The sequence below is a fragment of the Sphingobacterium kitahiroshimense genome (genome assembly GCF_025961315.1).
In the GTDB taxonomy this organism is placed as follows: domain Bacteria; phylum Bacteroidota; class Bacteroidia; order Sphingobacteriales; family Sphingobacteriaceae; genus Sphingobacterium; species Sphingobacterium anhuiense.
The window spans coordinates 5,271,606-5,286,979 of the sequence record NZ_JAOQNK010000001.1 but is presented as its reverse complement, the minus strand read 5'-3'; the positions used below and the strand labels follow the sequence as shown (position 1 = coordinate 5,286,979).

The window sequence follows — 15,374 nt, the reverse complement described above, 5'->3', positions numbered from 1 at the left end:
GTCCTAATCTTTATACTAAATAAAACAAAGAGATTGCGTTTTTAGGTTTATTTTTGTACAAAGCGATGGTGAATATGCAATCACTTTTATAAAACTCATGTTAAACCAGAAAAAAATGTATTTTTTGATAACAAGTTTTTTGTTACCTTACTTCAGTACTCACTTCTCATCAGAAAAGTTAGGAGACACTGAACAAGAATGGTATCTGCATAAACCCCTTCGTTATTGTTCATCATTTAATCCTACATTTTAAGATGCTTAACTTTTTAGAACAATCAACCATGACGCAAGATTTTGATATTTACATTTCCTCATTTAAGGAAAGATTATCCAGCTTATTTAATCAGGAATATGACTATAATAACCTTAGTCTATCGCGCGATTTACCGCCTGATTTTTTAAGCAAAATCATGGACATGACACCGCTTGCGGTTGCTATTCCAGAAAGCCATGGTGGTCGTGGAGTACATGTTAAAGAGTGTCTGGGAGTACTAGCTGCCGCTTCTTACGAATCGTTATCGCTGTCCCTTATCTTCGGAATCAACATTGCCCTTTTTCTAGAACCATTAGCGAAGTATGGCAATATCACCGTTCAGGAAAAAGTATTCAAAAAGTTTTTGGAAAACCAGGCAATGGGTGGCTTGATGATCACAGAGCCTGACTTTGGCAGCGATGCGCTCAATATGCGTACTTCTTATGAGCAGGTAGGAGATCATTACAGCATACAGGGCCAGAAACATTGGCAAGGTCTTACAGGAGCAGCCGATTACTGGTTAGTGACTGCACGTAAAAGAAATGAAAACGGCGATCTGACCCGTGATATTGATTTCTTTTTAACGGAAGACGCAGCCACAGAACAAAAAATTGAAGTTGAAAGACGTTACAACAGTCTTGGTTTATATGCTATTCCTTATGGAATCAATAATATTGACATCAAAGTACCCGCAGCACAGCGATTGGTTCCAGAAAGTACCGGGATAAAATTAATGCTGGATACACTGCACCGTAGCAGACTGCAGTTTCCGGGTATGGGTATGGGCTTTATCAAGCGTATGCTAGATGAAGCGATGCAACATTGTCATGAAAGACGTGTTACAGGCATCCGCCTTAATGAAATGGACTCCGTTAAATTTCAGTTATCACGTTTACAGGCAGCCTTTACCCTATGTTCGGCAATGTGTGCATACAGCACCACAGTAAGCTCAATCAGCAATGACTTATCTAGTCATGGTGTAGATGCCAATAGTGTAAAAGCATTCGTGACAGATCTGATGCAAGAAGCATCGCAGATATGCTTGCAATTGTCAGGAGCAAATGGTTACCGCTTAGACCATATTGCCGGCAGAGGTGTTGTAGATAGTAGACCATTTCAGATTTTTGAAGGATCTAATGAAATGTTATATACACAGATTGCTGAAGCAATTGCCAAACTGATGCGCAAAAGCAAAGAAAACAATCTTCTGGCATTCTTAAAACAATATAAAGGGACAGAACTTGCAGCACCATTCTTCAGTGAAATTTTAAATTTCAATCTTCCAGATCAGCCAAAACAACGCGAAATGATGACTTTGGGAAGAATGATCGCACGCGTTGTTTGTTATCAATATGTATTGTTGATCAACAATGCAGGGTTTAACGATAAGATGACCGAAATAACACGTCAGCATATCAAGATGGATCTGGCGATGTTTGCTGGTCAGTTGCATAGCAACAACACAGCAGATCCATTAATGGATTATGAAGAAAATGCGGACTGGATGAAATTCGCATCGTTATAATAAATTAAGACTGCAGTTTCAAAGCATATAGAAAAGACACATCGTCGTACGATGTGTCTTTTTCTGTTTAGGACTAATTTTAATCGGGTTCATCATCGCAAACAGTCACAATTAGCTCCCCTACCGAGCACGTTCCCAAATGATTAAGAGTAGTGAAATACATTTTATTAAAATTATTTTTTTAAAAAAAATAGGCCTCTATTGGCTTTAAAAACGATAATTAAATTAAAAATGTCATAAAATCGAAATTTTACGGTTTCCCGTAAAATCCCATTAACAGGAATTTTAACTTTGTATCATTCACATTAAAGGTAGGTGCGAATTTTTATTTACAACGTTTGCAATCGCATCCAGTTTATCCCTAAAATGCTGGATCGACTGCAAACAAAGTGATTAATTAGTAATTTTTTACAGATGGTTAACGTACAGGTCCTACGTTAACCATTTTTTATTTAAAATAAAATTCTTAATGGGGTTTATTGCTATGATTTACCTAAATTTAAACATAATATAAGGAGCAACTGTTTCTTTGTTATGAAATAATTTAAAAATTCCATTTATGTTGAAGAAAATCATTCTAGCAAGCTTATTCACATGCAGTATTCCGATTCTTGCATTTTCCCAATCACATGAATTGCGGGTAGGTATTACTTCAGGTTCTTCCAATTTTACAGGACCAGGAAGCGATTCTAGATCAAACCTGAACGGTTCTAGCCCACAGGACTATTATACCAACAATCCTTTTGGAGTAAAGTATGGTATTAACCTGGGCGGAGCGATCAACTACCGCTACGTATTTGGCAACAATTTCCTATTAGGTGTAGAAGGTGCATTTGAACGTCTACAGACTAAAATATATCTTCAGAGCTCAGAAAACACGAATAACACCATAGGCATGACCAAGCTAAATCAGCAGTTTTTAAATTTCAATCCGTTCATTGGCTATCGTTTTTCATTTGAACCTATTACTTTGGATATGCAGTTGGGCGTTGATATCGCCAACACACTTCAGATCAAAGAAAAAGGAAGTATTGAAGACAACAAAGGCAATGAAACCGAATTTGAGAATGACAGAGGCAAAGATATCATGAAAATGGATCTTAGACCGCGCCTACAGTTCAACGTCAATTATGACCGTTATACGGTATTTGCCGGTTACTCCTGGGGTACTAAAAATTATAAAGGGGAGAGGGATGGCGCGTCCTCATCAGATGCGACCCGTTTAAATGTCTTTCGTTTAGGGTTGCAGTTTCAACTCTTAAGACCTTCTTCTTTACAATAATAAAAAGTACGTGCTAAATAGACAGGGATTCGCTTTCTGAATATAAATTCAGAAGCCCTGTATAACGGGTTCGGCAAGGATAGAATATCGGTTTATTTAAATTAAACCGATATCTTTTGAATAAGCAATAAGCTGTTCATTCTTCGAAAATTCTAGCACCTCTTTCATCAGGTTCAATCTTTTCTCGACACTGCTCAGTCCTGATGGCTTTATCTGTTGTTGTTGCAGATGTTGTGGAATATCCTTCTGCAGTATTCCTTTTGCCAATAGGGCAATGATATGAATATCGAGCGTAGTAAATTCATGTGAATTCTTTTCCCGGATAGACTGTTTAATTTCAGGGGACTGATAAAGTTTATCCTGATGTGCGGCCTGTAAAGCCTCTTTCAGGTATTGCGCATCGCGTCTTGCTTTACGCACATAACCATCGATGGCTCTGCTTTTAAACAGTTCATCAATAACAGCAGTCCGACTTTCCGCAGATAACACAATGATTTTTAGTTGGGATTGGATCTCTTTAACTGCCTGAATAAGTGCCAGACCTCCCGATAAACGTTGCGGATTATGATCTTCTTCGAAAGTCAGATCGGTAATCAGCAGATCGTAGGGCTCACCGTCCCGCTGTGCATTTTTAACCCAGGTAAATGCATCATCACAATAATAGACATATTTTGCTGTCTGGATCCCCAGCTCCTGAAGTGTTTTCTGAACCGAAATATTGGCAATTTCATGATCTTCGGCTATAAGTACTTTTTTAAACATATAATAAGATCTTTTTAAAAAATAGGGATGGACACTTCAACCTTTAGCCCTTTCCCTGCATTATTGACAAAGGTAATCTTACCGTCCAAATTAGAAATACGGTTTCCCGTACTGGTAAGACCATTACCGTTTACCTGCGATTCGGGCATCCCGACACCGTTATCACTGTAAAAGATGCGCAATAGCCCAGGAGACCAGTCAAAACGGATCACCACATCGCTTGCTTGGCTATGCTTACGCATATTAACCATCAGCTCCTGCAGTACATGATGGACTTCATGCTTGATATGTGCCGTAACCCCCTCCCATTGCTCAGCATCATTTCCGGCAATAATGACCTTTCTATTTTCAGTCACAAAAGATTTCAAAAGTTCAGCAATTTGTTTCTGACAATCCGGCTCCGCATCTGGTGTTATTTCGGTTTCGTAAGAAATATCACGAGATTTCTCATACATCATTTCCAGGCGGTCGAGGATCCCTTCCCTGTCAATATCTTCCCTATTCTCGATTTCTGTCATGACGCGGTAAAGGCCATTGGCTACCACATCGTGAATCTTACGTGAGATAGTGAGCTGATTGGCTTTGATTCTATTTTGTGCCTCAAACTGCATACGTTCTTTGCGTCTCTTATACCATAAAGTACCGCCTACAATAACCGTAACACATAATAAGGAAACGCAGAATGTCCAGATGCGCTGCCTTACGATATTGAATTCTTTCTCCGCATTATCCTTCTGCAGGCTCAGGTTATCTGCCTTATTTTTTTCCACCTCATAGCGAATCATAGTAAACTGATTTTTTGCAACGAGACGTGCTTCCTGAATACTATCGTTCAGAACATTATAAATTTTAAAATAATATTTTGAGGAGTCACTTGGGCTCAATTGAATCAATGTTTTCAGTGCTTTAATTTGATCGTCTGGACTAGCAATTTTTTTAGCAATATCATAACGTTTTTTAGCATAAAACAAAGCTGAATCAGGTTTTTGATCCTCATAATATTCTGTTATATGCAGTAAACTAGAATTTTGCCCACGAAGATCATGCTCTTGTTGCCTAATTTTTAATGCTTTTTGGTAGTCATTTATTGCAGGGTAAGTTGGATCCTGCTTCCATTTCACTCTTGTCAGATTGGACAGCACACGCGCATATTCAACAGCATTTTTATGTGTACCACCGATGATACCATCATATATCTCACGAGCTTTTTTATAATCCCTATTATAAAGATAGGCATTCGCTAAATTATTCCGGTAGATCAGTGTATTTTGCGCATCGTCAGAATATTTAATTGCTAATTCATAGAAGAGAATAGCCTTTGGATAATCATAAAGTTCATCTGTAGAAAGTCCAAGAGCATTGAAATTCATACTCAGAAAACTATGATGTTCAGGTTTATTTTCATCCAGAAAAGGAACAGCCTGCAATGCTGTTTCCTGAGATCCAAAATAGTCTCCCTGCTCCTTTTGGGTAATCGCCATATTGATTAAACACTTGGCTACTTGCAGACTATCTCCTTTTTCCAAAAAGATCTGTTTTGCCGCATTAAAATAGAAGAAAGAACTATCTGCTTTCCCCATTTCGAGATACTCGAATGCCTTATCATAAGCCGGATTATCAATAGGAATTTCCTTTTGAATAACTGCTTGTTGACAGGAATAAAAAAAGACAATAAGTATGTATAAGCTAAAGCGTTTCAATAAGGAACTTATTTTGTTCGAATTTATCGAAATTTTACTGGAAAAACAACCAGACGCTTAAAAACAAAATAAGGCAACCTTGTGTTGCCTTATTTTAACTGATATTTATTTATCCTTATTTACCAGGACGAACAGGACCAGTATTTCCTTCATTGTCCACATCCTGCACAGAGGATAATGCTTGAGGGTGATTTGTATCTGTATTTGAAGGATTGCCAAATAAAAGTGCTAAAATGAAATACCACATTTTTCAAAAAATTAAAAGTCAAAAACCTGGTAGTCCCGCGGGCCTCATGCCCGGGGTTACTACAATGTTTTCAGAAGGCCTTCTGAATTTTTTGGGAAGTGAGTGAGCTTCAATCGCGGGAACCAATAACTGCTTCCCAAACCGGTTAAAAACGACCGCGATATCCACTCCTTATGAAATCTTTTCGTCGCTTTCCTAGAAAGAACTAGTCGATTGATCAACTGATTTCAAATCAAAATTAACGCAGATAAAAAGCTAAACATCAAAGGATTCCGATCTTTCCAACCTTTCCGTTATTATTCCAGAAATTCCGATAGAATTCCGAAAATTCCAGTGCAAAAAAGTGCGTAAAGAGTCTATTATTTTACGGTTTTCCGTAAAATCGGGTGCTAGGGTTACTTTAATTTTGGGACAATGTTTGAGTTTGAAGAATTTAAAAAAGAGGTGATAAGTAACTTTAGGGAGTTGCTTTCCCAACATGAGTTAGATCTAAAACTTGAGAATCCCACACCCGGGAATCTAAGAGATTTGAGTTTAAAATTATTTGCAAATGGACTATCGAAAGAAGATACACAGGTATTTCAGGATTTCTTTAATCCGATCAAACGATATGATGATCTGGAGACCAGCATCCGTCGATTTCCGTTAGATAAACTGAAACCGCTTAAAAATTTTATAACGGCTAAAACGAGCAATCCCGACGAAAACATCGTCAAACTACTAGCCATACTCACACAGTTTGGTCCAAGACCATTCCATAAATGGCGGGAATTGCGCCATTTAAAAAAGCGAACACCTGAATTTTGCGATCCTGATGATCATGAAAAAACGATCGTACCTGAAGCAAGTACAACAGCAATTGGTCACGAGAGTCAAGAACAGGAAAATCACATAGCGGAAGAGGAAATACTCGAAAATAAAGAAGTGGAAATAGCTTCTGCGGATAATTCTAGCGACAAGGAGGTTATCGTAAAAAATAAAGACAAAAAAAAAGGGCGGCTTTCCCGGGAGGAAACCCCCAGGGAAAAACCGCCCTCAAAAAGAACGTCTATGAAAGTTCATGTTACTTTCTCCAATTTTCAGTTGAAGCAACTGATTTATTTTATGGGTATGATCGCTGGTCTGTTCTTCCTGTATGCTGTATCCCATTTCTTGATCGCAAAACAACGGATGTGCTTGATCGAGGTACAATATGTTTCTGGAGATGATACAACGCAACAACCATACTCAGAGATTATTAAGCTAGATCCTGATCATCCAAATTATATCAAAATAAAAACATATCCTGATACCTTAACAGAAAAAACAATCTACCCCATACAGATCTCTAAAACAAACAATCATGTTCAATTTTCAACTGCCCCAGACGCATCAGCTTTACAGGATCTCAAATTATTAAAGGATCCCAATCATTATATCATACTGCTCTACCCGGGAGAATTTTCCGTCGGAGAAAGCATGAGGCGGGGACCGTAAAATGATTTTTATTTACCTTTTAAAGTCAATCTATAAGCGATTAACATAAATGGAATTGTCCCTACCATAACGATTGCCGTAGCCAATAGTGCATCTTTTGAAAAAACCGAAACGATAGCACTCGCTATAAAACAGATTCCAAGCTGAATTGCATTTTGTAAGCCCGCGGCTTTACCCAGATTATTTGGAAAAACACGTAGTGCTTGCGCAACTACAATCGGGTAACATGCACCGTTTGCTAATGCCATACCGCAGAACGGAATCAGTAATAATGTCAATGTAGGTGTCGTCATCACACTCATAGCATATATCGCTAGAAGAGACACGGAATATAAAATCAGTAAAACCGGCATCAGTTTTTTGGTCTCAATACGGTTTGCCAGCGCCCTATAGCCATATCCGCCCATCATAAATGCAATGGTCTGCGGAACAAAGCTCAATCCGATCTGGCTTTCGTCATAACCCAGTTCTTTGAGAAAAAATGGAGAGCCCGTTAACCAGGCAAAAAATGAACCCGAGCAGAATGCATAGAGCAGCACATTGCCCACATACACGTTGGATTTTAAAAGTGAAAAATAGGACTGTTTCGTTTTTTCACCTGCTTTTGTATCAACTGGAGTATCCAACTTTTGCTTGCGCATTAAAGTGAAGGTATACAGCATCAGGAGCACGGCGATACCAGCTAGGGTGATAAAGATGGATCTCCATCCAAAATGTTGCAACAGATATACACCCAGCAAAGGAGCCAGAGCCGGAGATAAAGCCACCATGGGCATGATCGTCGCGAAAATTTTATTGGTCTGAGATGCCGGATAATATTCAACAACCAGAGCCTGCCAGCTTACCGCAGCAGCACAGACACCGATTGCCTGCAGCAAACGTAAAACAAGTAACGAAAGGACATCGTTGGTAAAAAAGATACACAAAGAAGCGAGCGTAAACAATGATAGTCCGATGAGGATGGTTTTGGGTTTCCCGATCTTATCGGCTATTGGCCCCCAGACCAGCTGTGCAAGAGCATAACCAGCTAAAAATAAACTTAAACTCGCGCTGATACTACTCTTATCTGTCGAAAGATCCAGTCGCATCATATCAAATGCCGGCAGATACATATCCGTTGCCAAAAAACCAATAATACTCAGTCCAACCAAGTAAATCAAAAACAAAAAACTATTCTTTTTCCTATCCAACATATCGTTTTCACTAAATTTCTGCAAAGGTAACAATTTTAATGAAACGTTTAGCAGGAGATGGTCACTGTTTAATTTTGTGAAAAATTAAGTAATTTAAAAAGCCCCACTGCATTCCGATGTAACATTGGAACACCGGACTGATTATATATAGGAATAACCTTCCCCTAAAAAAAGATGGTAGAAAGCTCTTTCTAATTTTTATCAGTCCGAATCCTAATTTTTTGTTCCCAGGTATATGCTAGTAGGTTTTTGTAGCAAGAACAATCACTAGTCTATTTTGGAAATATTATTTGAAAAGTTTTAGAGGAATTAATAAAGTAATTTAAATGGCGCAGAAGCTTATCAAGAAAAAGTATATCATGTATCCTTTTTCGATATACATTTTTTTATTACTACAGCTATTGGAAGTGTTTGTTCTGGCGCATTCTTATAAATTCTGACAAGCGTAGGGTGAGGTGTTGATTATATTTTTTTGAAAATAAAACAGCCTGCCTCTGATGGATGATCTAAGACCATCGTATCTTTATCTTCTTTCCATATCAGGTTGATGATCATAAAATCACCAGCTGCGGCTCCCGTAAAAAATATAGCAAATATTAACAAGAACACATTACCTATAAAAATTGCAATAATGCCTGGCAATAATCCTAAAATAATGGCTGGCATAATAGCTCCTACTATATATTCTTTAACTCTTAAAGGTTCTTTACAATGGCAATAGGGAGTTAACATCTTTAATAAGATTCCAAACTTTATGGATTTAAAACCATGCTTAGCGAAAAGGGCAAAAGTAGCTCCGTGAATTAATTCATGTACAACTATACCGGCAAGTAGAACGATTACAATAGCTATTGAAAAGAGCGGGTTTTCTTTAAAGCTCTCCACAAATAATCCAATAAAATCCAGTTCACCCCATATCAAATAAAAGGGAAGACCATATACTAAAATGATGGGTATGAATAAGAGCAGAGAAAAAATATTTGCCTTGGCTAGATCAATAGTTCGAATCTCCTTTATATAATTTTCTAATAAATTTTGTTCCATATACTTACTCAATAACGTAATTTCATTTATAGAAGTTTAAATAAAAGTCCACCACAGTAATACCCAATTTTATAAATTGCAAATACTGAAATTGTTGCTATTATAATGAATCTTTTATTCTTTACGTATAGCTGTAAAATATTATTTAATCCCATAAATGTGTCCTATTATTTATTTTGCAATCAACTACATCCCATTTCATCTTTTACTCCTTAGAAAGTTAATGCTATTGAACGAACTGAAATACGTAAGTAATGATAAAATAAATTAATATTCCTACTATTGCTGCTAGCAAATAATAAATCTTTTTATTCATAAATTTAAATTGACATAAATAAAGCGATTATTCAGAGAATTCGACCATCAATTTGAGTGATCTCATAAGTATCCAATTCTTGAACATCGATTGATTTTAATTCTAAGTTATTCATTTTTATCTTTATAAAAAAATTATTCATACTCTATTTCTAAGGTTATTTTCGTAATTATTGTTTTCCTGGGGGTCGAAACTATCCTCTCTTTGTGCTAGATGGTTGGCTAACTGCTTTGTTGATTGGCAATACTAAATTACAATTGCTCAATGCTCAAAAAAAGCATTGGCGATATTTTCTGAAAGTTAACATTGTTCTGCCGAAATATGTCTGATCTTTCCTTTCCAGCATACCTGAAGTCTTGACCTTTCCATGTTCTTTACCAAAGATTATATTCTTAACAATATGTGTTGGCAATATTATGGGTATTTACATTTTGGAAAAACTCATGTTATCATAACTCATGAGAAATAACACGGAGCTATATGATCACAAATAAGTAAAGCCACATCTCTCAACGTGGCTTTACTGCACATATATAATAATTAAACAGTAAACAGTTCTTTTCAGATTAAAATCTATTGCAAGCTCATGTGCTGATTGTAATCCTTGTTATTTTTTGTTGATCAGATATCCTTCCGGTTATCATCCGAATCCATATCAATCAACTTATTATACGGATCGATTCCAACCTGAAGAGGCAACTCGTCGACCACAAGTGTTATTTTATTATTGATCTGATCGATCCTATGTTTTTTCAGATACAATTCCTGTGTTGAACGTCCACCTTTCTTATTTGTTTTTGCAAACACACCGATCTCAATGTAATCCCTTAAGGGCAATGACTCCACAGTTTCTTTATCCGATTTCTTAAATGAAATGGGATTGTTGCCTTTATCATGATAACTTTTCGTTCCGTTTTCATCCACACGATATTTGGCAACCTCAAATTCAATATCGACCTGATACTTACCATTTTTCATTTTTTTAGCAGTAACTTTTTCAACCTTATTGTTATATAAAGTGATAGTCTCAAACATATCCTTAATCAGATACTGCAATGAATCGGGTGTCGCTTGTTTAAAGTGCTCCACAAACTCCAATGATGTTGTATAGGGTGGATTTTGAAAAGCCGTATGTTCCAGATAGGTTTTAGCAGTCTTATTAAAAACATCCTCACCCAGATAATCACTTAAAGCATACAGTACCAGGGAACCTTTCTGGTAGTGGATATACATTTGATTCTCATTGAACATGAGCGGCCTCTCCCCCAATTTCTCAGCACTTCGCCCTGTTAGATAACCGTCCAATGCATCTTTTAGAAATTTGCGCATCTGCCCCTTACCATAACGTTTTTCCAACACTTTCAACGAAGAATACTCCGACATACTTTCCGATAGCAATGTAGCTCCCTGTACATTCGCTCCTACGACTTGATGAGCCCACCATTGATGTGCGATCTCATGTGCGGTGACTGCATAAGGATAATCCACGGCATCTTCATTTTTCTCCTTTACATCGGCTATAAACCCGATAGCTTCTGAAAAAGGAATGGTATTGGCAAATGATTGAGCAAAAGTTCCATCGGTACGTGGAAATTCGACAATACGCAACTGACGGTGCGGATAAGCACTGTATTCTTGGCTATAATAAGCCAGAGATGCCTTACTGGATGCCATCATGCGGTCCAGATTGAACGTATGTCCTTTATGATAATATACTTCTAGATTCACGCCATTCCAGTTGCCTTTCTTTACTTCATATCGCGCAGAATTAAAAGCGTAGAAATTGAGAATTTCCGTATCCATCTTGTAGTGGTAATATTTACGTCCCCCCTTTTCCCATTCCTTAGTCAAGTAACCTGGTGCAATGGCCAACTGATCCAAATCTGTACTCACGATAGCCTCAAAACGAATCCAATCGGCATCATTCGAAATATAATTGTTTTGCAACGCTTTCTGATCTGTTGGTGGTGCCATCCGATTTCGATATGGCAGTCCGTATTTCTTTCGGATATCGTTCTCGACCAATTCCCCCCTATCCAAATATCCAATATTTGGGAATTGCATATTGTTGATAAAAGTACCATTGCCTTTGACTGGAGATCGTTCATTCACCCAAGTATTGCGCGGGCTTTGGGTACTGAAATTCAAAGTAATGGAATCACCTGGAGCAAGTGGCTGTTGTAATTTATAGATGTTAAAATTGTACTTATCATCTTCCGAAACCAAAGTATTGGGCACACTAAACGAGAACTTGTAATCGTAATCATTATAATTGACAAAAATCGAATCAATGGCTACCCCGGTCTTATTTTTCAATACATAAGCTACCTGTGCCTTAAAGCTTCGCTCTTTTGGGAAGATATCCATATTGAATTTAACATCCACAACCCTAGGCTGTGGCTGGTATTGATATTTTTTGTATTTCTTTTCCCATTCAACAGCCTGTTTTTCATGATCTAAACTGGTATAATACGGTTTTTTAATATTATTTTCATAATATATACCAGCTCCCATAGCAATAAATCCGACAAGACTGATCGTGATTATCGCGACAATAGTGGGATTTAAATTACTTTTTAGGATCAGCCATCTTTCCTTGATTCCTGAGAACAGACCTCTTCGCCATAGTAATAACGAAATGGTCAAAAAGAAAACGGAAAATAAAAGCCAATATACCCTATAGGTTATGAACGGCAACACATACCCGAACCCATCCATATCCGAATAATCAAGCCCAGGTCCCTGATTAAATTTGTAAATATTCTGTTCCACTCCCATTGCTGAAAGAAAGGGCAATGCGATAAACAAGAGCAAGAGCACAAAAAATCCCGTCAGATAATTTTTGAACAAAGTATGGACAAACACAGAGATTAACAGCCAAGCTATATTGGAGAGCATGCCATATACCATAAGATTCATCACATATTGTCCGATCTCAAAAGTATAATACCCATGATATACCTGAAAGGCCATACAAGTCACGATAACAACCAGTAACAAGGCCAGTTGCATTTTGACAATAGCAATTAAAGTTGATAAAAGTAAAACCCAGTTCGGGACAGGACTCGCATCAATCAATCCCCCCATACGGGTAATGCTCCCCCGGTGAATTAGCAAACCTGTAAACAGGAAAGTCAATATCAACAGAAAAAACTTAAATGTGGATCCAGGTATCATCAACATTTTCCAAGTAACAGGATAAGTCGATGTTCCCGAAATAGAACCGATGGTACTTGCCATTAAGATAACAAAGAGGATCCCTACCAATGTCAAAATCATAAATACAGGATTTTTGACAATGTAACTGAAGTTGTATCTCGCCAATGCCCATGAAGTTTTAAAATAGTGAAAAGCTGAAAAATTATATTTCACCACCGGAAGATCCATTCTAAAAATACTTTCAAAATTATTTTTAGTCACGCGTTTACCAATTTTACTCGTCTTAAACGTAAAAGCTTGTTGAGAAAATGAAAAGAACAAGTAAAAACCACCAATAAAAAGTGCAGATACGGCTAGCCAGATCAATCTGTTATAGATCACTGCTCCAGTAAAAGGAAGATTTCTGATATCTTTTTCTGCTGGAGACCAATATTGTGTATAGTAGGAAATAGCACTATCCCCAAATGGATCGATCAATGCACCGAGGTAACGGTTATCCATATCAGCTGTAGTACTGTGAACCACCGCTTGCAGCAGGAGTAAAATCAGTACCGCAACAAAACCCACATATACATTTCTAGTCAGTGTCACCAATACAAAAATAATGGAACTGAAAATTATCAGGTTGGGTATGACCTGAATAAGATAGGTCTGAAAATAGGCAAATACATCCACCGGCCCCAATAAACTTTGGTTAATACCGGGAACATACTGCGCAACTATAATCCCTAGTGTAGAAGCCAATACGATGATTAAGACTAATGAAAGCGAACCGAAAAACTTACCCAGTAAATAATCAGTCTTGGTAAAGGGATAGCTAAAAAGAATGCTATGCACATTGTATTGAAAGTCCCGATAGACAGAGGCCCCCACAATGGTTGGGATCAGAAAATAAATAAGATTAGACATCCCGTTGATCATTTCGCTAATCGCCAGAGGTGAGTTCATGATTGTATTGGAAGATTTCGTCGCGGTAATACCATCAAAGATACCAAGTGCAGACAGCATGATGAACAATGCTAGCACAAAGAACAGCAACATGTAGATATAGATGGTACTATTCTTAAACCAGCGGGTGAACTCAAATTTAAAAATAGTGCTAAACATGGTGTTGATCTTTTTTAAGGGCGACAAAATAAACATCTTCCAGTTGCCCATCAGCAGGAACAAAAGAATCATCAGGACATAAATCGCTATACACGCGGATATTTAAGGTATTATCCTGATTATAGTTGGTTGATATCACATTATATTTTTGGGTGTACTTATCCAGTTGTTCCCGGGTGATGATACGTACCCAAATCTTACCGGACAGTTCATCTATGGTTTCTTTCGGAGTTCCCCTTAATAAAATCTTACCCCCATTCAGGATGGCCATTTCATGACACAGTTCACGTACATCATCTACAATATGCGTAGAAAATATAACCGTATGATCCGTGCCGATCTCGCGCAGTACATTGAGAAAACGGTGTCTTTCTGCCGGGTCAAGTCCAGCAGTAGGTTCATCCACAATAATCAATTTGGGATCGTTCAATAGCAGTTGAGCAATACCAAAGCGCTGTTTCATCCCTCCAGAATATCCACTGACACTTTTATGGCGCACATCCCACAGATTGGTTACTTCAAGAACACGGTTGATGATTTTTTGGCGATCAGCACCTGAAGAAATACCTTTAAGACGAGCAAAATATTGTAATAGATCTACAGCCGAAAGTTTGGGATAGACTCCAAATTCTTGAGGGAGGTAGCCCAGTACTTTTCTCAAGTCCATCTGATTTTTCAGCACATCAATCTGGTCAAAAGTAATTGTACCACTATCCGGTCTTTGAAGTGTCGCGATAGTTCGCATTAAAGAAGATTTACCAGCTCCATTTGGCCCTAAGAGACCAAACATGCCTGGTTTAATTTCAAGAGTGACATCATCTAAGGCTTTTACACCATTCGGATAGATTTTACTGAGGTTTGTTATAGATAAATTCATAAATAAGTTAACTGATAATAATCGATTAGTCGATTGAATAAAAAAATTGTTACAACAATATAAAAAGAATATCTCAAATTAAGTTTTCGACGAACCTTCAGAAAGACTTATTTAATACTCTTTTAACTCAATAAAACCTATTGGATCTGACTTAATAGCTCATACCTGATCCTATTTTATAAATTATGTATCAAGAAAATGGACAATAAGATTGATTTTTGAAGTTTATTGTAAAAAGCAAAAATTTGACAGGTATTCATAAACAACTAAATTACAGTTGCTCAATGCTCAAAAAAAGCACGGGAGATATTATTTATTACATAATACTTCCCTGCAGAAATAGGTCTAATCTATTTCAGATCAAGTTTTGGGTATCGATCCTTATTTGCCATCAGTATGATTTTAAGCACTTTAATCAAAATTATTGAGTTTT

General features: G+C 37.4%; 10 protein-coding genes. 3 read left to right on the top strand and 7 right to left on the bottom strand.

Features of this window, described 5'->3' with window-relative positions; genetic code table 11:
• The first annotated feature begins 281 nt into the window (after positions 1 to 281).
• Together M2265_RS22715 and M2265_RS22710 are read left to right on the top strand one after the other, a co-directional pair.
• Positions 282 to 1,778, top strand: a complete 1,497-nt coding sequence (locus M2265_RS22715; RefSeq protein WP_132770449.1) for an acyl-CoA dehydrogenase family protein — start codon at positions 282 to 284, stop codon at positions 1,776 to 1,778.
• 559 nt (positions 1,779 to 2,337) lie between these two features.
• The gene (locus M2265_RS22710; RefSeq protein WP_132770451.1) at positions 2,338 to 3,060 is read left to right on the top strand and encodes an outer membrane beta-barrel protein; all 723 of its coding nucleotides are present in this window, start codon (positions 2,338 to 2,340) and stop codon (positions 3,058 to 3,060) included.
• 96 nt (positions 3,061 to 3,156) lie between these two features.
• On the opposite strand, the gene M2265_RS22705 is transcribed toward M2265_RS22710, so the two are convergent.
• The 3 genes from M2265_RS22705 to M2265_RS22695 form a co-directional block, all read right to left on the bottom strand.
• Complete coding sequence (locus M2265_RS22705; protein ID WP_021188241.1) at positions 3,157 to 3,822, bottom strand: response regulator; 666 nt, start codon at positions 3,820 to 3,822, stop codon at positions 3,157 to 3,159.
• Positions 3,823 to 3,836: 14 nt separating this feature from the next.
• The gene (locus M2265_RS22700; protein WP_132770453.1) at positions 3,837 to 5,522 is read right to left on the bottom strand and encodes a tetratricopeptide repeat-containing sensor histidine kinase; all 1,686 of its coding nucleotides are present in this window, start codon (positions 5,520 to 5,522) and stop codon (positions 3,837 to 3,839) included.
• Positions 5,523 to 5,637: 115 nt separating this feature from the next.
• A complete protein-coding gene (locus M2265_RS22695) occupies positions 5,638 to 5,769 on the bottom strand; it encodes a hypothetical protein (protein ID WP_021188240.1) in 132 nt (43 codons plus the stop codon).
• Positions 5,770 to 6,183: 414 nt separating this feature from the next.
• On the opposite strand from M2265_RS22695, the gene M2265_RS22690 reads away from it, so the two are divergent.
• Entirely contained in the window at positions 6,184 to 7,245 is a 1,062-nt protein-coding gene (locus tag M2265_RS22690) for a hypothetical protein (protein ID WP_132770455.1), read from the top strand.
• Positions 7,246 to 7,253: 8 nt separating this feature from the next.
• Here M2265_RS22690 and punC read toward each other — a convergent pair whose 3' ends face one another.
• From punC to M2265_RS22670, 4 genes are all read right to left on the bottom strand, one after another.
• Positions 7,254 to 8,462, bottom strand: a complete 1,209-nt coding sequence (punC, locus tag M2265_RS22685) for a purine nucleoside transporter PunC (RefSeq protein ID WP_207902435.1) — start codon at positions 8,460 to 8,462, stop codon at positions 7,254 to 7,256.
• Positions 8,463 to 8,900: 438 nt separating this feature from the next.
• Positions 8,901 to 9,482, bottom strand: a complete 582-nt coding sequence (locus tag M2265_RS22680) for a DUF3267 domain-containing protein (RefSeq protein WP_021188237.1) — start codon at positions 9,480 to 9,482, stop codon at positions 8,901 to 8,903.
• 937 nt (positions 9,483 to 10,419) lie between these two features.
• Complete coding sequence (locus M2265_RS22675; protein ID WP_132770457.1) at positions 10,420 to 14,064, bottom strand: M1 family aminopeptidase; 3,645 nt, start codon at positions 14,062 to 14,064, stop codon at positions 10,420 to 10,422.
• Positions 14,057 to 14,941, bottom strand: a complete 885-nt coding sequence (locus M2265_RS22670) for an ABC transporter ATP-binding protein (RefSeq protein WP_132770459.1) — start codon at positions 14,939 to 14,941, stop codon at positions 14,057 to 14,059. The genes M2265_RS22675 and M2265_RS22670 overlap by 8 nt, the downstream gene beginning before the upstream one ends.
• Positions 14,942 to 15,374 lie beyond the last annotated feature (433 nt).

Excerpts from the sequence above, each read along its gene's own strand:
- M2265_RS22690 (WP_132770455.1), top strand. The coding sequence starts at position 6,184 with ATGTTTGAGTTTGAAGAATTTAAAAAAGAGGTGATAAGTAACTTTAGG.
- M2265_RS22675 (WP_132770457.1), bottom strand. The coding sequence starts at position 14,064 with ATGTTTAGCACTATTTTTAAATTTGAGTTCACCCGCTGGTTTAAGAAT.
- M2265_RS22705 (WP_021188241.1), bottom strand. The coding sequence starts at position 3,822 with ATGTTTAAAAAAGTACTTATAGCCGAAGATCATGAAATTGCCAATATT.
- M2265_RS22715 (WP_132770449.1), top strand. The coding sequence starts at position 282 with ATGACGCAAGATTTTGATATTTACATTTCCTCATTTAAGGAAAGATTA.
- M2265_RS22680 (WP_021188237.1), bottom strand. The coding sequence starts at position 9,482 with ATGGAACAAAATTTATTAGAAAATTATATAAAGGAGATTCGAACTATT.
- M2265_RS22695 (WP_021188240.1), bottom strand. The coding sequence starts at position 5,769 with ATGTGGTATTTCATTTTAGCACTTTTATTTGGCAATCCTTCAAATACA.
- M2265_RS22710 (WP_132770451.1), top strand. The coding sequence starts at position 2,338 with ATGTTGAAGAAAATCATTCTAGCAAGCTTATTCACATGCAGTATTCCG.
- M2265_RS22670 (WP_132770459.1), bottom strand. The coding sequence starts at position 14,941 with ATGAATTTATCTATAACAAACCTCAGTAAAATCTATCCGAATGGTGTA.